Here is a 20,962-nt window from a genome sequence, read left to right as displayed (position 1 = left end):
GGCCCTGCGGTTAACTTTAGACAAACAATGAACGACCTACCAATTAACGCCATAAAAACCACGTTTTTAGACCAGATTCAGTCACATGATTTGATCGTTGAAGCCGAGACCGGATCGGGGAAATCGACCTGCTTACCGCTTTGGGCTGCGCAAACTGGTCGGGTGTTGGTTGTCGAACCGAGGCGCATTGCGTGTACGTCACTTGCCCAATTTTTGGCTGAGCAAAAAAGTGAGCCTGTCGGTGAGTCCATCGGTTACGCGATCAAGCTTGAGAATCGATTCTGTGAGGCCAGTGAGATTGTCTTTGTCACTCCTGGGGTTGCGCTTCGCTGGTACGCAGAAAACCAATTGGCTGAATTTTCGACGATCATTGTTGATGAATTTCATGAACGACGTTGGGATACCGATTTGCTGGTGGCTTTGCTCAAAAAAAGGTCAACACATCGGGTAGTGGTTACCTCTGCGACGATCGAAGGCAACAAACTCGCCAGATATGTTGGTGCCGAGCGTTTGTTCGCAGAAGGGCGAAATTTCGATGTCGCGATAGGGCATCGCGCGACCGATTCACGACAGCTTCCTGATAGTCGACATCTAGAACAAAGAGTCAAAGCCGAAGTTGAAGCATTGCTTGATATGGAAGGCGATATTTTGGTCTTTTTTCCGGGGCGAAAAGAAATCACTCAGTGCCAAGCGGCTTTAAAGGCGATTGAAAATATTATTGTCGCGCCGCTTCATGCTTCTGTGACTGATGAGCAGCGCCAAGTCGCTCTGACTGTTCAGGCGACTAAAAAAGTGGTTTTAGCCACTAACGTTGCAGAAACTTCCCTGACTATCCCCAATATTGTTGCCGTGATTGATTCTGGGCTTGAACGACGGACAGAGCAACGCAACGGTCGCACAACCTTGAGCTTAAAACACATTTCCAAAGCCAGCGCCAAACAACGCGCAGGACGAGCAGGGCGAGTAATGGATGGCATTTGTATTCGTCTTTATGGAGAACATGCGGCGTTGTTGTCGGTGACTCCGCCCGAAATGCACAGGGAAACGCTTACCGAAGCGATGTTGTGTGCCGCCGACTGCGGCCATCCACTGACTGCGCTTGAATTTCTCGAGCCGCTATCGGAAAAAGCACTCCACCAAGCGACCGGTGTGTTGACTTCGATGGGAGCAATCGATGAGCACGGTCTCGCGACGCCACATGGGCACAAAATTTCTCCATTACCGATAGACGCTCTATACGCCGATCTTGTCACGCGTATGCCAAGTAAAGCGTTGAAAGAGGCGATGGTCGACCTCACGGCAGTATTGGCAACGCCCGCAACTCTGTATCGAATGTCCTCAAATGAGGAATTGCTAGAAAAGCTGGATCAAGAGGAACCGGTCGGTTGTGACGGTGAACTGGCGATTCGTTTAGTGAGAGGCGAAACCCTAGCGGGAGTTACGGTTGAACCAGAGGTACTTAAAGAAGCTCAAGGCCTGGCAAGGCAGATGCGTGAAGCCTTTGAACTGCCGCAACTTTGCGTTGCTTCACGTTATGATCGCCATGCATTAGTGGAAGCGATTGTATCGCTGCATCCAGAGCTCTTGTTTGTGCGGCGAGAAAAACGGCAAGACGCGCTAGCAAACGGTGAGTTAGAAGTCTTGCTAGGACGACACTCTCGAATCAAATCACGCACCCAAGCAGTGATTGTATTAGATACTCACAGCCTACCTGGGCGTGGTGTGAAGCAGACGCTAAACTTAGCGACCTTTGTGATGCCTGCAGAGCTAACTTTGGTTGAAAAGCTAGGAATGGGAGCGTGGCGGCAAGGGGAGGTGATTTATGATGATGGGAAAGCAATGCTGAACCTAGAGCTTTACTATGCGGGGCGCGTAGTCGCCCACAAACTGGAGGCCGCACAAGGAGAGTATGCAGTCAAACCGATATTAGAGCAGGTCAAGCGTGGTGAATTACTGCCTGGTTTCGCCGAACAGCGAACTCGTCAAATTGAGCATTGGAAATTGTATGTCGAGTTAGGTTTGGCAGGTGAAGAGACTGACATAGATCAGCTCAACTTTGACAGTTGGTTTACCCTACAGCTTGATCTGCTAGAGCTCAGCGATGCCTCTGAGTTAGAAATTTTTGGTAGCGACGATTTTGTATTTGAGGGCGTTCCGTACTGGGAGTATGACGATTTCGCTCAAACTTACCCCTTTGAGTTGGCGTTGGGTGATTTGAATTTAACGGTCGAGTATCAGCCGAAAAAGAAACTGGTTTACGTAGTTTATAAAAATGGCTTGCGCAAAGGCGATCCTAAGCGTTGGGAGTTACCGAAATGGCAAGGGTGGCGAGTTCAATACAAGAAAGCCAGTCGCATTGTTGATGTTCGCTAAATGAAATTATTTACAGGGTAAAATATTAAGCAACTGGATTCTTATATATTCAGGTTGTTCACATGTTGTTACAACGTTGGTTTTTATATAGCTTTTTCAAACGCAAAAGGGGTATAAAAGATGATTGTTTTATATCCTATTGCTATATCAAAGACCTTGATAGATATTAAGAACACTGTGTTGCCGTTATTACGGGGGATGATATGGAGCATCAAGGCAAGACAAGTGTTGTGTTTGACTATACTTCTTTTCTCGGAGCCTCATGCAGCAAGAGATGGACTTTCTTGGAAGCAATGAGTACATTCGCACCAATTTTTAGCTTGGCGTGGAAAGATACGATTAAAGAAACGGTATCAGTAGAAGACCGCTTGTGGGAGCAAGCATTAAAGTCACTTTCAACCAGTCGAAGCGATGAAGTAAACATCGTGACTTTAGTTCAGCTTGCAAAGAGTGAAGGCATAAAAGAAATAAAACTCGTGATGCCTTACGAACTAGACAACGAACAAATAGAGAGAATGAGTAGCCGCGCACACGCAAATATTCAAAGACTCCAACAAGATGAATTTATGATCACCTTTTAAGGCCTCAATCGAGGCCTTTCTCTTTTCTTGGGTGTTTGTTTTCTGTATTGCAACACCCAACTTATTGCCTTCAGTCTCCATAAGTACCTAAATTAACGCTATATTGTAGTTATAAATAGAGCATTTTTTTCTCTAAATTTGGTCAATTAAATCGCAGAGGTTGACATGGATGTGACATCAATATGGCGAGTTTTCCCCTTCGTTTTTGCCTTTTCAACGGCAACCTTCGCCCAACAAACAGAACCTACTTCACCTATTGATTACGATTACGTCTACGCCGAGGTCAGTGCGGGTTCTCTCGATGAGTATATCGGTGTCAATAGTGATGTCTCTTCCTTCACCATTGGTGGTTATTACTCACTCAATCAATCTTGGTTGTTAGCGCTGGATTATGAAGCGCGGTTTATTCACCCGGAAACAACTACCACGGAGATATATACCCTTCTTCCGGGTGTCGTTTACCGATACAACATGTTCGATTCTTTTGATTTGCTGGCAGGCGTTAAAATGGGGTTGCTGTGGGCGAATCAGACCAACAACGAGACGGACAAGTTTATTTCCAAAGATCATCGGTTTATGTTGGGCGGCAATCTGACTGCGCGATATCAGTTCAGTCCAAACTGGAGCGTAGAAGGGAGCATGGAAGTGCGGCGCAGTGATACGCTAGATGAAGAAGTTTACGTTTTGAGAACCGATTATGACCTAACGGAAAGAATCTCCCTTGGTGGGTTTTACAAACACCGTCATGAGAGCACGGCGACAACGAATGAGGGTGGCTTGTCGATGCGATTTTATTACTGAGCTTTGACCCACAAACAAAAAAGAGCCAGCAATTGCTGGCTCTTTTACGTCATTTGCTGTTAAAGAACAGCGGCAATACCTTTACACAGTGGCAGCATGTTTGACTTGGTCATGCCTGCAACACTTATACGGCCAGAGCCAACAATGTAAATACCAAATTCATCTTTTAGTCGAGTGACTTGCTCTTTGCTTAGGCCTGAGAAAGAGAACATGCCGTTTTGACGTTCGATAAAGCTAAAATCAGCGTCGACGCCTTGCTCTTTCAGTGTTGCTACGAAAAGCTCGCGCATCTCTTGGATACGGTCACGCATTTCTGCAACTTCTGCTTCCCACTCTGCGCGTAGTTCAGCGTTATTCAGAATGTGAGTAACGACAGCACTACCGTGAGCTGGTGGGTTAGAGTAAATAGAACGGATGATGGCTTTAACTTGAGAAAACGCAGTTGTCGCAACTTCTTCTGATTCTGCTACCAGTGTGAATGCACCAACACGTTCGTTGTACAAACCGAAGTTTTTCGAGAACGAGCTCGCAACCAAGATCTCTTTATTGTGCTGTGCAAAAATACGCAGGCCTTGAGCATCTTCTTCAACGCCTTTAGCAAAGCCTTGATAAGCAAAGTCAAACAGCGGTAGAAGCTTCTTATCTGCGACCAGTTTAGCCAGCACTTCCCATTCTTCAGCTGTTGGATCAATACCTGTTGGGTTGTGGCAGCAGCCGTGTAAAAGGACGATATCGCCTGCTGATGCCTTTTCTAGGTCAGCAACCATAGCGGCGAAATCTTTATCTTTTGTCTCTGCGTTGTAGTAGCTGTATTGAGCCGTCTCGATGCCAGCAGCGGTAAACACACCGTTGTGGTTAGCCCAAGTTGGATTACTGATCCAAATCTTAGCGTCACCCAGTTGGCGTTTAATAAACTCACCAGCAACACGCAGAGCGCCTGTGCCACCTGGAGCTTGTGCTGTTTTTGCAAGTTTGTGGGTAACGATGTCTGAATCCGCACCAAATAGAAGTTTTTGAACCGCTAGGCCGTACTCTGCCGTACCTTCAATGGTTAAATAAGACTTGGTTTTTTCTGTCTCGATCAAAGCCGCTTCTGCTTTCTTAACTGTCGCAAGAACGGGAGTCTCACCTTGCTCGTTTTTGTAAATACCAACGCCAAGGTTGATTTTCTCTGCACGAGCGTCTTTTTTAAACTCTTCAGTAAGGCCAAGAATAGGGTCTGCCGGAGCAGCAACTACTTTTTCAAACATATTGATCATCCGTGTTAGTCGAAGTGGGTATACCGCTATTTATACCTTTCTCCCTACTTGGGTACAACCGTTAATCAGAACAAAAGTAAACAAAATGGTTCGTAGACAAGGAAATAGGTAATAGAGGTTAATTTTCGTAGTTTTTATGCTGTGTATTGTAGGAGTGAATTCTACGTGAAAAATAAATTACAAATTTGTTAGTGCACAATAATGATTATCAATTGCATGCATATGTTGATGCGGTTCTCATTTTGCAAGTTAGGCTCTTCAATTTTGCAGTGGCGTTTATATTTTGTGGTCTCATTTATAAAGCTAATTAAGGGTAAGGGAATGATTTCTAGAGTAAATGGTTTGGCCTTTGCTATCACTTCGGCGGTAATGCTGAGTGCATGTGGTGGAGGGAGCAGCAGTGACGGAGCTGCACCAGTTGGCGACTCGAATAGCGGGGGCTCGACAGGGAATTTATCGACCTATTCTGGCTCTTTAGTGATTCCACAAAGTGTAACCTCTAGGAGCGCTCGAGCTATTCAACCCAAAATTTTCGCAAGCTACAGTAGTACTTGCCCTAACGTGCCTGACGGTTATGAGCCTATGGCAAACGCTACGGTTGCTATGAAAGATGCAGATGGTAACCAGTTGGGAGAGTCGACTACCAGCGATACTTGTGGTTTGTTCAAACTGCAGATGACTCAAGATGAAGGCGTTGATGAAAACTCAGTGATTAGCGCAAGCCTAGCTGGGTATAAAGAGCTGAAAGCACACGCTCAAAACTTCGAACAGGGATCTGATGACGTGTCAACTGACGCAATTGCGTCTACGATACCTGCGTCTGCGACGTATTTGATCAGTGCTATCCAAAAAGCAAGTGGTGATGAGCTGATGTTTTCAGTTACAGACACCGTTTCTAATAATGCTGTTATACAGTTAACCAAGGCTGCATTTAAAGTCAGTGTAAATAATCAGCCGTTAACCATTTCGTCGCTAAATACATCTGATCAACTTGGTGTTGCGAGTAGTAATGTCATTTCTCTTGATGCAAGTGGCTCTATGTTCGGACAAGTTCGAGATGAGAATGGTGATATTGTTATTGATTCGAATGGATACGCCTATACATTGCATCGCCTTACTGCATTGGCAGCGCATCAGTTCATTTCAGAGAAAAGCTCAGCTGATGAAATCGGTGTGATGGCATTCGACAGTAGCGTCGAACTCATTAACAATGCATTACTTGCTCAATACAATTTGTATGATGAGAATGATGCGGATATCACATTTGACTATTCTGATGAAAACTTTGTCATCGACAAAGCCAAATTGCATTTTGCTGTCGACATGTACAATCCAACATCACCGTTGTGGATGGATAACTTCTATGATGCGAAACATACTGGCCGCACTGACAACGTTGACTCGATTGGTAGTGGTTATCGATGGGGTGGTGGTACAGAGTTAGAAGGGGCTATCAATGACTCTTTAACTGCATTGCAACAGCGTAGTAATGCCATCAAGCGTACTTTTGTAATGACAGATGGGAACAGTTCTTTTGATGATCGACAAGGGCTGATTGATACCGCTGTCGCTAACTCTATTCCAGTACATGCCATTGCTGTTGGTGCTGGAGCGAATGAAACTGATCTGAAAGTTATTGCAAATCAAACGGGCGGAACGTACTACAAGATAGTAGATGGCCAAAACCTTGTTGGTATTTACTCATCGTTGCAGACTACTATTAAATACGCTTATTTAGCGAAATTGAACGCGCCTCTTCAAGCCGGTGATGAGGTTAAACTTAGTTTAGAGATCAACGGTGAAACAGTAGAACGAACAATTACACTTCAGTAAATAATAGGGCGCCTAAGTTATAGGCGCTCTAATCTTTCAGTTGTTATTTGCTTAGGACGCTTGATTAAGCTCCATTTCATTTTCTTTTCGTTCCATCTCTCGATACTTGTCTGCGATGGCGACAAATTCATTTTCGATGGCTAGAAAAGCGTCAACCAGCTCTGGGTCAAAATGGCGACCTTTGCCTTCTAGGATGATCGATTTTGCTTTGTCGTGGCTAAAGGCTTTTTTATAAACGCGTTCAGAGATTAGCGCATCGTAAACATCAGCCAGCGCCATTAAACGGCCAGAGAGTGGGATATCTTGACCTACTGATTGATTGGGATAGCCAGACCCATCCCACTTTTCATGGTGCGTGAGCGATATCTCTTTTGCTAATTGAAGGAAACTGTTGCTCCCTAGCTGCTTCTCCGCCATCGACAGAGCCTTGGCCCCTATTTCAGGGTGGTCCTTCATGATTTCAAACTCTTCATCCGTCAACTTACCGGGTTTGAGCAAAATACTGTCTGGAATGCCGACTTTTCCAACATCGTGAAGAGGGGCGGATTTGTACAGCAGTTCGATGTAGCTTGGCGTCAAAAGCGCTTTATGGTGTTCAAATTGGCTCAGGTAGTTAGCCAGCGCACGAATGTATTCTTGCGTTCGTAGAATATGGGCGCCCGTTTCGTTATCGCGGGATTCCGCAAGTGCCGATAAGCTCACAATGGCCACATCTCGCGTGGTTTTCACCTCTTCCTGGCTTGATTCTAAGCTATCCAGCATTTCATTGGTGAGTGACGCCATTGAGCCGAGCTCATTATGTTCGAAGATTGGCAAGCGAGTACCAGTATTGCCTTTGGCGACATCAATAAGAGAGCACTCCTGCGCAAGCAAGATTTTTTTCATTACTCTCGACCATAACACCATAATGGTGATCGCATATCCACCTAGTACCAAAGATAGGTAAATGAACTCTTTGATCACGCTGATCTTACCCGTTCCATCAAGCACTCGTTCAGGGTTGTGTTCTAGCCAGAAAATGTCTTTAACGGCGATCATGGTGAGCATGGTGGTTAACGTGATGAGTAGCAGGCTAACCATCATAATCATCTGCTTGACTAACGATTGGCGTTCGCCTGTCAATTCGAACGCGTAAGCCTGCTGTCCTTTAAGTTGTTCTAGTTGAGTGAGTTTGGCGATTAGCTCCAAGATAAGTCCAGTAAAAAAACCGAACAGCGTCATACCAAACAGCACCTTAAGGTTGCTATCTAGGGTGAAGTCATATTGCAGGTTATAGAAGGTAGCTAAAGGGATACTGGCAAAAAAGAATAGGGTAGCATCAAGTCGAGCAAAGCGGTTTTCTTTAACCAGTGAGTGGTTCTTGAGCAAAAAGTGTCTGACCAAGTACACACCAGTGAAAGTGACGCAAATATGAAACAGTATCTCGCTAGCGGTAAGCGACTCTAACATAGGGCATACTCTGCCTCCGTAGGTGCCAAAAACCAGTGCCGCGAGCAAATACAGCTTTAGTGTTAGGGGTGCATTGTAATTCGAGTCGACCATTTTCTCGCCCTTGCGTTATCACGACTTCCTTTGTGGGGACTTTAGACTTCCATTGCCTTAATTAATAAAAAGACCGGGAATCATAACTTCAAATTTCGTAAATGAACACTCATTTACAACATTAGTACTAGGGTCTGTTGATCTTTCGAGCTGATTTTTGCAGCAGTTTGTGGGAAATTTATACAAGAAAGAGGCTTTGAAGTGTAGCTAGCCTACATGAAAAGCCGATAACGCAGTAGAAATGACCCACAAACGCTGCCCGAAGGGTTCGGCTGCGCGCCCCGGACTAAAATCGTTTTATGCTTTGTTAAGGGGTATTTACTTAGAATGACTAGGCTACACACCCCTCGCCGCGCCTAAAACGATTTTGACTAGGCGTCCCCATCCGAACAAAATTTAACCACGAAAGGTCAACAGACCCTAATACCAAAGGACTGGTTGAGGATTTGTTAGGGCTGAAACAAAAAAGTTGCGTGTTTTATGCACGCAACTTTTGAGGGCACTTAAGGCTGGGTTATTTCTTCAAGTTGATTTCTGATTCTCGAGCTTGTGTTTCGATATCAGGGTTGGCGTTTAGTTTGCTTTTTGCCCACTCATTGAGATGAGAAAGGATTGCTTTCACGGCATGCTTTTCTGTAGGTTGTTCGCCCTGAGGTAGGTCAAGCTCAGTTTTTGGGTGAGAGCCGGTCGCGTCTTCTGCGATATGTAGCCAATCTGGGTGCCAGTAATACGGTTGACCAGAAGGAGATGTCCAGCTGTGAACGCCGTTGCTTTCGCCTTTGTATTCGATGTCGGTCTCGTTATATTTTGTCATTGTATTCATCCAATCAATAAGGTTATTTAGTTCACTAATACGCAGTAAATGTAACAAAGTCGTAAATAATTAATGTGATAAACCTCTATAAATTAAGCGTACTAAGGAGAATCGATAATCGTTTCGTGGTCTAGCGCTGACTTTGTGACACGTTGTGATATGTTTGCCTGATTGATGAGAGGGAAGTATGAATCGCTATCAAGAGCTGGCTAACGAGATTAAGCAGCAGATCCTAACTAATACTTGGCGTGCAGGGGAAAAAATCCCGTCGGTACGTAAAACCAGTCAAAACTACTCACTCAGTGCATCCACGGTATTGCAAGCCTATCAATTGCTTGAATCTGAGGGATGGTTATTGGCAAAGCCTCAGTCGGGCTATTTTGTGACTGCACAAATGGAACGCCAAGCGTTTGAAGCTCTTCCTAGTATTCGACCCGCATATAATGATGAGTTGTACGACTTTTTGCAGACCAACGTTCAAGCGGCGGTGTCGTTTGGCTCTGCGCTTCCAGACCCAAACTTATACCCTTTTGATAGCCTGACTCGGCATTTGGCGAGCGCTGGGCGTAAAGTGTCGGCTCGTGCGATCATTGAAGACATGCCTCCTGGCAATGAAGACTTGCGCCGTTTAATTGCCCAGCGCTACTTGAATCAAGGTGTGAATGTTTCTCCAGATGACATCATCATCACATCAGGGGCAATGGAAGCACTTAATCTCAGCTTACAGGTCTCTACTCAGCCTCAAGACACGGTCGCGATTGAGGCTCCCGCATTTTATGGAGCGCTTCAGGCGGCGAAACGGCATCATCTTTCTGTCGCGACGATACCGATTGATAGCGAAAAAGGACTCGACCTAAATAAGCTCGAAGCATCCTTTAGGCAAGGTGTGAAAGCGTGTTGGTTGATGCCCAATTTTCACAACCCAACGGGGGTGACGCTCAGTGATGAAATGAAGCGAACCATTGTCCAACTTGCTGACCAGTATAAGGTGACTCTGATAGAAGATGACGTTTACTCTGAACTCTATTTTGGTGACATAAAGCCAAAGCCGCTCAAGTATTGGGATACCCAAGATCGTGTGATGACCTGTGGCTCTTTCTCTAAATCGCTTTGCCCTGGTTATCGAATCGGTTGGGTCATAACCCGTCAATATGGCGAAAGAATTCAAAAGCAGCAGCTCATATCAACGCTCTCCGGAAGTTCGCCCATACAACAAGGCATCGCGCATTACCTTCAGTTCGAGAGTTATGACAACCATTTGCGCAAGCTTCGCAAACAGCTGCAAGAAAGGCAGCGGGTTTATTTGGACTACATCCACGCTCACTTTCCGGCAAACTGCCAAGTTGTTAAGCCAGATGGCGGTTATTTTCTTTGGCTACAATTGGACAAATCGATTGACAGCTATGAGCTATATAATGCGCTCAAGAGGGAAGGTGTATCTATCGGTTATGGGCGATTGTTCAGCTCTCAACAACAGTACCAAAACTGCATTAGGTTGAACGTTTCATTTTCGTTTGATGGCGAGATAGAAGCGGCGCTCAAGCGGATTAGTGATTTGCTGTAAAAGTAACGTAACATACTGTTTGGCTGTTTTTCGTCACAACTGTGTTGTTGTGAATTGCTTGTTTCATGTTTCAATGACTTGGTATTTGAAAGTTGAGGTTAAACATGGAAAAGCAGAGTAATAAACACGAGTTTCGGTTAATCGGTATCGCGATTGTCTGCGCGGGTTTGTTGGTGTTTGGGCACGTTATTCTAGCCAAATCTTTTGCAGGGCTCGCTTGGACTGAGTACACCGCAGCAGCGATACCTTTTGTGATGTTAGCACTATGCTGGCTAAGCATTCGTTATGCGGCGAATGCGGATACGAGCAGTTGATGTAAATCAGCCTCTTTGACCTAGAGGCTGAATGTTCTATTGACTGTCTCGGTCATTTAAATGGTTAATAATTGCCTGTTTTGCGTGCTCTTCGGTTGCCGTCTCACCTTGGGCGAGGTCCAGTGGTTTTTGAGCATGTAATCCGGTTATGTCTTCTGCAATATGTAACCAATCTGGGTGCCAGTAATAGGGTTGGTCACTGTTTGGGTGATCCCAACTGTGAACGCCTTTTTCCACACCATTGTAGGAAAGATCTTCGATTTTAAAGAGTGCCATTGTTATCTCCTGCCAAATTTCGCTTTCCTAATTACCTTAGTGCTATCTCAGCAAAATTTCTAATCGTAAATCTGGTAAGTAAGAACCCATTTAAAACGCGTTCGTTTCAGGAACTCTAGGTATAAAAAAACCTCCACGAATGTGGAGGTTTATCGATTCTATACGCTCTATTTTTGCTTAGAAGTTCGCAGAGCGAGGAGTACGTGGGAATGGGATAACGTCACGTACGTTGCCCATGCCAGTTACGTAAGAAACGAGGCGCTCAAAGCCTAGACCAAAGCCTGCATGTGGCACTGTGCCGTACTTACGTAGGTCACGGTACCAGTTCATGTGCTCAGGATCGATGCCTACTTCACGCATACGCTCATCTAGGATCTCCAAACGCTCTTCACGTTGAGAACCGCCGATGATTTCACCGATGCCTGGTGCAAGTACGTCCATCGCTGCAACTGTTTTACCGTCATCGTTCGCACGCATGTAGAATGCTTTGATGTCTTTCGGGTAGTTCTTAACGATGACAGGCGCTTTGAAGTGTTCTTCCGCTAGGTAGCGCTCATGCTCAGAAGACATGTCGATGCCCCATTCAACTGGGAACTCGAATTCTTTACCTGAGTCTAGAAGGATCTGGATTGCGTCAGTGTAGTCCACTTGAGCGAAATCAGAAGAAACGAACTGCTCTAGACGAGTGATTGCTTCTTTATCGATGCGTTGAGCGAAGAACTCAAGGTCATCACGGCACTCTTCAAGTACGGCTTTGAATACGAACTTCAACATATCTTCAGACAGTTTTGCGATGTCGTTTAGATCTGCGAACGCAACTTCAGGCTCAACCATCCAGAATTCAGCTAGGTGGCGGCTAGTGTTTGAGTTTTCTGCACGGAAAGTAGGACCAAACGTGTATACCTTACTTAGTGCACAAGCGTAAGCTTCAGCGTTTAGCTGGCCCGAAACCGTTAGGAACGTCTCTTTACCGAAGAAGTCTTCGTTGTAATCCACATCGCCTTTATCAGTGCGAGGTAGGTTTTCCATGTCTAGCGTAGAAACGCGGAACATTTCACCAGCACCTTCTGCATCAGAAGCTGTGATCAGCGGAGCAGAGACCCAGAAGAAACCTTGCTCGTGGTAGAAGCGGTGGATCGCTTGAGATAGGCAGTTACGAACACGGGCAACTGCACCGATAACGTTAGTACGTGGGCGAAGGTGCGCAACTTCACGTAAGTACTCGATTGAGTGACGAGTTTTTGCCATTGGGTAAGTGTCAGCATCTTCAACCCAGCCTACAACTTTAACGTCAGTTGCTGCTAGCTCGAAGTCTTGACCTTTCGCAGGAGATTCAACAATCTTACCAGTTACTTCAACAGAACAGCCAGTCGTTAGCTTAAGAACTTCGTCGTCGTAATTATTAAGATTATTAGGGACCACGGCCTGAATCGGGTCGAAACAAGAGCCGTCGTAAATGGCAAGGAAAGAGATTCCAGCTTTGGAATCACGACGTGAACGGATCCAGCCACGAACAGTTACTTCACTGTCTACTGCTAGCTGACCTTTCAAAACGTCTGATACAGGCGCGTAAGTCATGTTTTAAATATTCTCCATTGAGGTAAAAATTCAACCCAATGTTAGGTGGTGTTCACTGTATGTGATAACCAAACATTGGGTTGATTAGAATTTTACAGATTCAATGGAACATATTACCTTTCAATTTGTTCGCATCAACCTTTATTCGCTTGAATAGAAGGAAAAGTTGCTTAAAAACCGCTATTTTCTCTGCGAAAGGGCAAACTGATTGATAAGTGATTCCAAATGCTCCGAAAGTTGCTCAAGATTCATACTAATATCACGAGTCTTAGCCGCTGAGTGAGACGTTTCATCCGCATGTTGGGTGATCACTTCTACCTTGCCTTGAATTTGTGTGTTGATCTCAGTGGTGCTGCTGGTTTGATCTTGGATGCTGCGCGCATGGGCTAAGGCTTGTTGCATCTCAGAAACCACTTCGTTCATCGCAAGAGAGAGCGATTCCACTTGATTTGAACGCGTATGAGCCGTTTCACAGACTGCATCAACCGACGTTAATGATGTTTTGCTGTCTTTTTGGAACTGAGCAATGATGTTTTCGATACTGCCTGTTGCCTCTGCAGTTCGGCTGGCTAGTTGGCGAACTTCGTCTGCAACCACGGCAAAACCTCGTCCTTGCTCTCCTGCTCGTGCCGCTTCTATCGCTGCATTTAATGCCAGCAAATTGGTTTGTTCCGCAATGCCTTTAATGACCTCAAGAATGGTGGAAACTTCGGCGGTTTGATCGTTCAGTTCCACAATGTTGGTTTTGACTTGCTCAATATCGCTGACAAGATTTTTGATTTCTGCACTGGCTGTGTGCGCTTGGCTCGCACTTTGTTCAGCTATTGAAGTGGTGTGTTTGATCAGTTTTGACGCGTTGTTCGTGGCTTGGTCTACTTGAAGTTGTTGCGACTGCATCTGCTCAATATTGGCTTGGACGTCAGCGGTCTCTTGTTGCTGATTGCTAGCCGCCGAGTCCGTGACTTGGGCGACTTGAGTTAACTCTGCTGCGCTGCTCGCGACTTTGTGCGAGGTAGTTTGTACCTTGGTTAAGCTGCGATTTACCGTGTCCATGAAAGAGTTGATCGCGCCAGAGAGCTGACCAATTTCGTCTTTTTGCTCACTGGTTAGGCGCAAAGAGAGATCTTTCGTTTCACTGACGCTTTGCATAAACCCAGAGGTTTGTTGAATCGGTCGAACGATGATTTTGCGAATTAACGTTAGCGTAATCAAAAAGCCAACCAGGCCAAAAGCGGACATTATTGCAAGTGCAATCAACGTACGCTGGCTTATCATCGAATTGACATGGGAGAGATTGTATTCCAATCGGATTGCGCCTAGCACCTCACCTTCGGGCGTGATATGACAGCTAACACAATTGGTTCCACGATAGTCTTCGCTGGATTTCATTGGTAGGGCGACAACGATACCTTGACCCCAATCGGCGCTGTAGGGCTCGATGACGAGTTCACCCGCCAATGCGCGGCGGTCAATGTCATCTTGTGGTGATTGATTAGGTTGCCCGGGGCCGTAAAATTTACTCACCGTGTCGGCACGTAACACCCGCACTTGTTCAATCCCATCTTGAGCGAGGGCTTTCTGGCGCAGTGTCTCTTTCTGAGACATGGTCCCCGTCAGCATCATCATGTTTAAGCTGTCGAAGTAATTGCTTGCTTTATCATGAAGTTGCTCACTAAGAACAGAGTTCAACAGCTCACGTTGCTGCAAGTATTGGTAAGTTGTTGAGGCGGCAAGAACTAACCCAAAAACACTGACTAATGTAATTAATAATTTTGTTGTTATAGATAGGCGCATTGCTGAGTAAACATCACTTTGATAACAATAGACTTTCATATGTTCGTCTACTCAATTCCGGAATGAAAGTATGGGAATAGAGTATTGTGATTAAAATAGATATTGTTTGATGTAAATGTGATGTAAATATCGTGTAATCAAAAAAATGACATGCTGTCAAAAAGTCGACTAGCGAGACGAATCCCTTTCTGTCCGTGGATGAAAGCGATAAACGACTAAACTGATGCATTTGTGTTCAGTTGATAAAAACGCCATTGCAATCGATGGCTAGATGGCTAAGATGATTTGACCCACGTTGGGTACGCAGCATAGGATTTGCTGTTCTCGTATAATGGATTGTCTAGCTGTAACGGACATCTTAATGATATTCAAAATAACCACACCAATTATCGAACCGACCGAAGGGTCGCCCCACAAGAAGAAGGCACTTTCAGGTTCTATCTTTTCTTTTCGCTTTGTTCGCACATCTTCGCGTCTTTTCTTCTCTGCTTTCTTCTTTAAAGCTCGCTATTCGTATTGTTTTTGATTGTTAGCCATCGCGCTAGGCACGCGCACATCCATTAAAAACTAATCAAAACAGAATACGAAAATATGAATACTAAACTTTTAGGCAGTTCCCTAATTATCTCTGGCACCGCGTTGGGCGCCGGTATGCTTGCTATCCCTATGGTTCTCGCTCAATTCGGGCTTTGGTGGGGAACCTTGTTGATGATTTTTATATGCTTTGGGACGACGTACGCTGCGTTGTTGCTCTTGGAAGCGACAATTAAGTCAGGCGGCGGCTTGGGGCTAAACTCGATTGCGAGAAAAACGCTAGGTAAGGGCGGTCAACTGCTTACCAACGGTTTACTTTACGCATTGCTGATCTGTCTGCTGATGGCCTACATTCTGGGTGCCGCCGACCTTGTTGGACAATTGAGTCGCTCGATTGGGCTTGAACTCACTACAGCACAAAGTCAGATTGCCTTCACCTTGATCTCAGGGCTTGTGATCGCAGGCGGAACGGGCGTAATTGATAAACTCAATCGCGGATTGTTCTTTGTGATGATCGCTTGTTTAGCGCTTACATTGGTTTTCCTCTTGCCTGACTTTAGCCTTGATAACCTCGCTCGCGTTACGAACGACGATCATATCGAACTGATCAAAACGAGTGCGGTACTTTTCACCAGTTTTGGTTTTATGGTGGTGATTCCATCCTTGGTCTCATACAACCATGAAGCGTCCGACCGCGAACTGCGAAACATGGTGGTGATAGGTTCCTTGATTCCATTGGTTTGCTACCTTTGTTGGCTTTTTGCGGTGGTCGGAAACTTGAATCCAGCTCATCTGGGCGAGCTTAAAGGCGTGGGGGATTTGATTGCGGCATTCGAGCATCAATCAAGCTGGATTGGAACGCTGCTCTCTTTGTTCACTGGCTTAGCACTGCTGACGTCATTCTTTGGCGTTGCGATGTCTTTGTTCAACCAAAATAGAGATATGTTCAACCAAAACCGCGTTGTGACCTACGTGCTGACTTTTGTGTTGCCATTAATGGGATCGCTATTTGCCGCGGACAAGTTCTTAGCCGTGCTGGGTTATGCTGGCATTATTTTGGTTTTTTTGGCGGTCTTTGTCCCATTAGCTATGGTATACAAACTGCGTTTGGCGAATGTGGAGTCTGAGCGATACAGCGCGGAAGGCGGGCAGGGGATGTTGATTTTCTCGCTGGCGTTCGGTGGGTTCTTGCTGATTTCACAGGTTATCTAACTTTAGCAAGTTGACCGATTAAAGAGTCGCGAAACCTTGGTTCGCGACTCTTTTTATTTTAACGGGTGACTTAGATCAGCTCATTGCCTGATTTTTCACCAGCGAAAAACTTGTCGATGCTATCGAGCGTTGTGGTGGCAATATTGTGTAGTGCTTCGTTGGTCAAAAAGGCTTGATGACCTGTGAACAAGACATTGTGACAGGCGGACAAGCGACGAAATACATCGTCGACAATGATGTCGTTAGATTTGTCTTGGAAGAACAGATCTTTTTCATTGTCATACACGTCCAATCCCAGTGAGCCAATTTTCCCTTTCTTTAGCGCCTCGATAGCAGCAACTGAGTCTAACAGCTTGCCGCGACTGGTATTGATGATCATTACGCCATCTTTCATTTTGTTGAACGCTTGCTCGTTGAGAAGATGTTTGTTTTCTTCGGTAAGAGGGCAATGTAACGAGATTATGTCAGCCTGAGAGTACAACTCATCGAGTGAGCAGTACTGCGCCCCAAGCTCAAGAGCATTCGGGCTTTCGAAAGGGTCATAGCACAGGATATTCATGCCTAAACCTTTGAAAATGCGCATCGCTGCCACACCAATTTTCCCTGAGCCAATCACACCAATGGTTTTACCATGGAAATTAAACCCCACTAAGCCATCCAAGGAGAAGTTTGCATCTCGGGTACGCTGGTACGCTTTATGTAAACGGCGGTTAAGACACATCATCATACCGACTGTATGTTCTGCGACCGCTTCAGGAGAGTAAGCAGGGACGCGAACGACTTGCAAGCCAAGCTCTCTAGCTGCTTCAAGGTCGACTTTGTCAAATCCAGCGCAACGCATCGCAATCATTTTTACACCGATTGTCGCGAGCTTTTCGATAACCGGACGAGACAAGTTATCGTTAACAAAGGCACACACTACGTTACATCCAGCGGCCATCTGGGCTGTTTTCTCATTGAGACGGAAGTCATGAAAGTGGAACTCAACGTCGGAGTGTTTTTTGGCTTGATTGAAAGATTTTTCGTCGTAGTTTTTGGTGCTGAAGAACGCAATATTAAGCATGAGAGCCTCACAAGATGATAACGAATATCGATATCTAAATGTGACACAGAACACACTAAATAAAAACGTTAAATAGCGTAGGGTTATATTTCAATAAAGAAGAGTAAGGCGCACGGTTTGTGCGCCTATTTTGTTCGGTGGTAATTAATTACCCCAAATTTGCGTAACAAATTCAGGATGATCGATGAATGGGTTGCGATTGCCTTGGAAGTCAAACACGGCTTGATTGCGCTCGCGTTCTTTCAGCGATACAGGGTCCTCTTTGTGCCAGCGTTTAAGCATCGTCAGCAGCCAAGGTTCGAATACTGTGGTGTTGGTGCCATCGAGAACCGCATCTGAGTTGGCGCTGTTTTGCTCCCAGTTAGCAATCACGTTTTCATAACGGGTCGCCATGTAGAAGTAAGCTCGGGCCAAGTCACCTTTGAACTCGTCAACGGGCTCAAACACAGTGCCATTGTAACCTAGGCCAGACGCCGCACTGCCGAGCTTAGAGCCGTTGCTAGAGACGTACGTACTGGAGCCCACTTCACCGAAAGGCCAACTGCTGCGTTTGGCATTAACGTATCCATCGGTTGCGAACAGGTGGTGGCCATCTGAGTTCATTGGCTCGACTTTGCCGCCAAACCAACTTTTCGGGAATGAGTGTTCACGGTTGTAGCAGTCGCCTTCTTTGCTGTATTGACCACATTGGTCTGTCACTTTGATAAAGCGAGTCGCGTCACTAGTTTCAGGTTTTTCTGAATAAACATCGAGAATCGAACCATCTTTGTCGTAGTAGCTATCAATGTCTGCGTCTTTCACTAGCGTCCAAATCGCACTGTAGCCTTGAGATTGGTGGTTACTGATGATGTTGTATAGCGCAGTCTTCAACGCAAATCCCGTTTTTCCAGAGGCGTCTTGGTAGTAGCCATCGGTGACAGGCGGCGTTGTTTCACCAAGCGAAAAGGCGTGAGTCTCGTTGTAGGTAAATTCGCCGCCAGATGCCAAAGTTTGGTTATTAAACGTGAGTGCGTACGAGCCATTACCTGAGCCACAGCAGATACCATCACCGTAAGTATCGTTAATGGTAAATTGGTAGTCGCCATCCGCTAAGCAAAGAGATTTGCTGTATGACGTTGAACTCTCATACCCAGATTCAGAAGCGGCAGTATTGCCACTGCTGTTTTTGATCTCCCAACTGGTTTCCGAACCATACTGATCGGTTGTGAGCGCGAGCTGAACGGCATTGTGCTCGCAACTTGGTGATGGTGGCTCGATACTCTGAGTGGGTTGAAAGTTATCTAAGTAAACCACTTCTGAGCCGTCGAAGCCGGTGATGTCGTAAAAGCGCACGCCCACTTGAATCGTCTTAGTACTGGTCGCGGTATAACTATGGGTTAACGCTTGCCATTGATTGGTCTTACTTGGGTCTGAGTAGCCTTGATAGCCATCAACAAACAAGCGCGCTTTTACTTTGCCTTCGGTATGGAAAACCGAAACAGAGATAGGGTAGCTTTTTCCTTGTGCGACCAAGATGGTTTGCAGTAGGTCGGTGTTGCTCTGGGTTGCGGTATTGACCGTAACCTTGGCAGACAACCCTCCCGTTTGGATTTGATCGCTGGCAGGCGCCAAGCTTATCCCTGAATCAATCGTCGACCAGCTTTCAGGGGTGTTTCCGTTCCACTGCTCGAAGTCACCGTTTTGGATTTGGGCGGTAGCAATTGGAGAGCAAAGTACCGCGAGTAAGGTTAGGTTTATTGTTTTTGTTGTCATCGTTTTTCTCATTGGATTAATAAATCGATAACAAGATAGTGATTTGGTTGCTGAATGAATTTGATAGAAATCTCAGTTAGCATGATCGCTACTGATAGTTTTCATAGATTTATGCTGAAGATCTCACAATCAACAAGCGTTAGAACCAACGAAAATGTCACCGCTAGAACAAAAAAAGGAGTGCAATGCACTCCCTTGAATATCTAGATATGACGGAAATTAGCAGATAACTTTAACGGCTAAGCCGCCTTGAGACGTCTCACGGTATTTCGCGTTCATGTCTTTACCTGTCTCTAGCATGGTTTCGATAACCTTATCTAGAGAAACAGTTGGCGCAGACGAACGACGCAGTGCCATACGAGTCGAGTTGATCGCTTTTACAGCAGCAATACCGTTACGCTCGATACATGGAACCTGAACCTGACCAGCAACTGGGTCACATGTTAGACCTAGGTTGTGCTCCATTGCGATTTCTGCGGCCATACAAACTTGCTCAGGGCTACCACCCATAAGCTCAGCAAGGCCCGCTGCCGCCATAGAACATGCCACGCCCACTTCACCCTGACAGCCAACTTCAGCGCCAGAGATAGAAGCGTTACGCTTGTACAGACCACCGATGGCGCCAGAAGCCGCAAAGTAACGGATGTAGTCTTTTTCAGTCACGGTTTGGATGAACTTATCGTAGTAAGCCAGTACCGCAGGGATGATGCCACACGCACCGTTAGTTGGTGCTGTAACAACGCGACCACCTGCAGCGTTCTCTTCGTTAACAGCGAAAGCGAACATGTTTACCCAGTCTACAACCGACATAGGATCGTTGGTTGTTTTCTCTGAAGTAAGCAGTTGCTGACGAAGCGCTGCCGCACGACGAGGCACACGTAGTGGACCAGGCAGAATACCTTCGGTATTCATACCGCGATCCATACATTCACGCATGGTCTTCCAGATGTTAGCAAAGTAAGTACGAGATTCTTCGTCAGAATGCAGCGCAGCTTGGTTTTTCATTACCAGCGTACTGATAGAAAGACCACTTTCCTTACATTGATTCACTAGCTCTTCCGCTGTTGTGAACTCGTAAGGGGCTTTTACTGGGTTCTCTTCTTCTTTACCGAAGTTTTCTTCATCAACGATGAAACCACCGCCGATAGAGTAATAGGTCTTTGAGTACACTTTTTCGTCATTAATCCAAGCGTGGATCTGCATGCCGTTTTCGTGAAGCTCAAGGTTAGTAGTATGGAAATTCATACCACCATCTTTTGGAAACGATACTGTGTGACAGTGCATGCCAACAGGAAGGCGTTCAGTTTCTTCTACGCGAGCGATAAAGCCCGGAATAGAGTCAATATCGACTTTTTCAGGAGTATTGCCAGCAAGACCCATGATGATTGCGATATCTGTGTGGTGACCTTTCCCTGTCAGTGATAGTGATCCATAAACGTCAACGGTAATTTTAGTGATGTCGCGCAATTTTCCCATTGAACGTAAATCATCAATAAATTCTTTACCCGCTTTCATTGGGCCTACAGTGTGTGAGCTTGAAGGACCAACGCCGATCTTATAGATGTCAAAAACACTAATCATATCGATTACCTCAAAAGTAAGCCTCCCAAGGGGGATGGGAGGCTTATTATTATCGTTATATTCTTGGTTTAATCAGACTTTATAAAAGGGT

16 protein-coding genes are annotated in these 20,962 nt (G+C 45.6%); 7 read left to right on the top strand and 9 right to left on the bottom strand.

Going from position 1 to position 20,962, the window contains the following annotated elements:
- The first annotated feature begins 27 nt into the window (after positions 1-27).
- The 3 genes from OH458_RS00700 (at position 28) to OH458_RS00690 (ending at position 3,755) form a co-directional block, all read left to right on the top strand.
- Complete coding sequence (locus OH458_RS00700; protein WP_269976937.1) at positions 28-2,373, top strand: helicase-related protein; 2,346 nt, start codon at positions 28-30, stop codon at positions 2,371-2,373.
- Positions 2,374-2,576: 203 nt separating this feature from the next.
- Positions 2,577-2,954 (top strand): hypothetical protein, encoded by a 378-nt coding sequence (locus OH458_RS00695; protein WP_038134322.1) that lies wholly within the window; start codon positions 2,577-2,579, stop codon positions 2,952-2,954.
- Positions 2,955-3,119: 165 nt separating this feature from the next.
- Positions 3,120-3,755, top strand: coding sequence for an outer membrane beta-barrel protein (locus OH458_RS00690; protein ID WP_269976936.1), 636 nt, complete (start codon positions 3,120-3,122; stop codon positions 3,753-3,755).
- A gap of 59 nt (positions 3,756-3,814) precedes the next feature.
- On the opposite strand, the gene OH458_RS00685 is transcribed toward OH458_RS00690, so the two are convergent.
- Positions 3,815-5,005 (bottom strand): amino acid aminotransferase, encoded by a 1,191-nt coding sequence (locus OH458_RS00685; RefSeq protein WP_269976935.1) that lies wholly within the window; start codon positions 5,003-5,005, stop codon positions 3,815-3,817.
- 330 nt (positions 5,006-5,335) lie between these two features.
- Here OH458_RS00685 and OH458_RS00680 point away from each other — a divergent pair, with 330 nt between their 5' ends.
- Entirely contained in the window at positions 5,336-6,847 is a 1,512-nt protein-coding gene (locus OH458_RS00680; protein ID WP_269976934.1) for a vWA domain-containing protein, read from the top strand.
- Positions 6,848-6,898: 51 nt separating this feature from the next.
- On the opposite strand, the gene OH458_RS00675 is transcribed toward OH458_RS00680, so the two are convergent.
- Together OH458_RS00675 and OH458_RS00670 are read right to left on the bottom strand one after the other, a co-directional pair.
- Positions 6,899-8,389: an HD-GYP domain-containing protein gene (locus OH458_RS00675; RefSeq protein WP_269976933.1), complete on the bottom strand. Its 1,491-nt coding sequence runs from the start codon at positions 8,387-8,389 to the stop codon at positions 6,899-6,901.
- Between the two features lie 514 nt (positions 8,390-8,903).
- On the bottom strand, positions 8,904-9,203 hold the full coding sequence (locus OH458_RS00670) for a hypothetical protein (RefSeq protein ID WP_038134328.1): 300 nt from the start codon (positions 9,201-9,203) through the stop codon (positions 8,904-8,906).
- 187 nt (positions 9,204-9,390) lie between these two features.
- Between OH458_RS00670 and OH458_RS00665 the strand changes: the two genes are divergently transcribed.
- Complete coding sequence (locus OH458_RS00665) at positions 9,391-10,767, top strand: aminotransferase-like domain-containing protein (RefSeq protein ID WP_269976932.1); 1,377 nt, start codon at positions 9,391-9,393, stop codon at positions 10,765-10,767.
- A 104-nt stretch (positions 10,768-10,871) separates the two neighbouring features.
- Positions 10,872-11,081, top strand: coding sequence for a hypothetical protein (locus OH458_RS00660; protein WP_269976931.1), 210 nt, complete (start codon positions 10,872-10,874; stop codon positions 11,079-11,081).
- A 36-nt stretch (positions 11,082-11,117) separates the two neighbouring features.
- Here the strand turns inward: OH458_RS00660 and OH458_RS00655 are convergent, their stop codons facing one another.
- From OH458_RS00655 to OH458_RS00645, 3 genes are all read right to left on the bottom strand, one after another.
- Positions 11,118-11,357: a hypothetical protein gene (locus OH458_RS00655; protein WP_005472123.1), complete on the bottom strand. Its 240-nt coding sequence runs from the start codon at positions 11,355-11,357 to the stop codon at positions 11,118-11,120.
- Positions 11,358-11,534: 177 nt separating this feature from the next.
- Positions 11,535-12,935 (bottom strand): asparagine--tRNA ligase, encoded by a 1,401-nt coding sequence (asnS, locus tag OH458_RS00650; RefSeq protein ID WP_038134331.1) that lies wholly within the window; start codon positions 12,933-12,935, stop codon positions 11,535-11,537.
- Positions 12,936-13,115: 180 nt separating this feature from the next.
- Complete coding sequence (locus OH458_RS00645; protein ID WP_269977388.1) at positions 13,116-14,729, bottom strand: methyl-accepting chemotaxis protein; 1,614 nt, start codon at positions 14,727-14,729, stop codon at positions 13,116-13,118.
- 591 nt (positions 14,730-15,320) lie between these two features.
- On the opposite strand from OH458_RS00645, the gene OH458_RS00640 reads away from it, so the two are divergent.
- Positions 15,321-16,475, top strand: coding sequence for an amino acid permease (locus OH458_RS00640; protein WP_269976930.1), 1,155 nt, complete (start codon positions 15,321-15,323; stop codon positions 16,473-16,475).
- Between the two features lie 70 nt (positions 16,476-16,545).
- Here OH458_RS00640 and OH458_RS00635 read toward each other — a convergent pair whose 3' ends face one another.
- The 3 genes from OH458_RS00635 to OH458_RS00625 form a co-directional block, all read right to left on the bottom strand.
- Positions 16,546-17,538, bottom strand: coding sequence for a 2-hydroxyacid dehydrogenase (locus OH458_RS00635; protein ID WP_269976929.1), 993 nt, complete (start codon positions 17,536-17,538; stop codon positions 16,546-16,548).
- A 144-nt stretch (positions 17,539-17,682) separates the two neighbouring features.
- Complete coding sequence (locus OH458_RS00630) at positions 17,683-19,290, bottom strand: endonuclease (RefSeq protein WP_269976928.1); 1,608 nt, start codon at positions 19,288-19,290, stop codon at positions 17,683-17,685.
- Positions 19,291-19,509: 219 nt separating this feature from the next.
- The gene (locus OH458_RS00625; RefSeq protein WP_008076795.1) at positions 19,510-20,871 is read right to left on the bottom strand and encodes an L-serine ammonia-lyase; all 1,362 of its coding nucleotides are present in this window, start codon (positions 20,869-20,871) and stop codon (positions 19,510-19,512) included.
- Positions 20,872-20,962 lie beyond the last annotated feature (91 nt).

The organism is Vibrio sp. MarTm2, from assembly GCF_027587055.1.
Lineage (GTDB): Bacteria > Pseudomonadota > Gammaproteobacteria > Enterobacterales > Vibrionaceae > Vibrio > Vibrio sinaloensis_D.
The sequence above is the reverse complement of the archived record's forward strand: the minus strand, read 5'-3'. Positions and strand labels throughout refer to the sequence as shown.

Bases quoted from the DNA above. Each gene is read 5' to 3' on its own strand.
- OH458_RS00690 (WP_269976936.1), top strand. From the start codon at position 3,120: ATGGATGTGACATCAATATGGCGAGTTTTCCCCTTCGTTTTTGCCTTT.
- OH458_RS00630 (WP_269976928.1), bottom strand. From the start codon at position 19,290: ATGACAACAAAAACAATAAACCTAACCTTACTCGCGGTACTTTGCTCT.
- OH458_RS00680 (WP_269976934.1), top strand. From the start codon at position 5,336: ATGATTTCTAGAGTAAATGGTTTGGCCTTTGCTATCACTTCGGCGGTA.
- OH458_RS00675 (WP_269976933.1), bottom strand. From the start codon at position 8,389: ATGGTCGACTCGAATTACAATGCACCCCTAACACTAAAGCTGTATTTG.
- OH458_RS00685 (WP_269976935.1), bottom strand. From the start codon at position 5,005: ATGTTTGAAAAAGTAGTTGCTGCTCCGGCAGACCCTATTCTTGGCCTT.
- OH458_RS00655 (WP_005472123.1), bottom strand. From the start codon at position 11,357: ATGGCACTCTTTAAAATCGAAGATCTTTCCTACAATGGTGTGGAAAAA.
- asnS (WP_038134331.1), bottom strand. From the start codon at position 12,935: ATGACTTACGCGCCTGTATCAGACGTTTTGAAAGGTCAGCTAGCAGTA.
- OH458_RS00695 (WP_038134322.1), top strand. From the start codon at position 2,577: ATGGAGCATCAAGGCAAGACAAGTGTTGTGTTTGACTATACTTCTTTT.
- OH458_RS00660 (WP_269976931.1), top strand. From the start codon at position 10,872: ATGGAAAAGCAGAGTAATAAACACGAGTTTCGGTTAATCGGTATCGCG.
- OH458_RS00700 (WP_269976937.1), top strand. From the start codon at position 28: ATGAACGACCTACCAATTAACGCCATAAAAACCACGTTTTTAGACCAG.
- OH458_RS00640 (WP_269976930.1), top strand. From the start codon at position 15,321: ATGAATACTAAACTTTTAGGCAGTTCCCTAATTATCTCTGGCACCGCG.
- OH458_RS00635 (WP_269976929.1), bottom strand. From the start codon at position 17,538: ATGCTTAATATTGCGTTCTTCAGCACCAAAAACTACGACGAAAAATCT.
- OH458_RS00670 (WP_038134328.1), bottom strand. From the start codon at position 9,203: ATGACAAAATATAACGAGACCGACATCGAATACAAAGGCGAAAGCAAC.
- OH458_RS00625 (WP_008076795.1), bottom strand. From the start codon at position 20,871: ATGATTAGTGTTTTTGACATCTATAAGATCGGCGTTGGTCCTTCAAGC.
- OH458_RS00645 (WP_269977388.1), bottom strand. From the start codon at position 14,729: ATGCGCCTATCTATAACAACAAAATTATTAATTACATTAGTCAGTGTT.
- OH458_RS00665 (WP_269976932.1), top strand. From the start codon at position 9,391: ATGAATCGCTATCAAGAGCTGGCTAACGAGATTAAGCAGCAGATCCTA.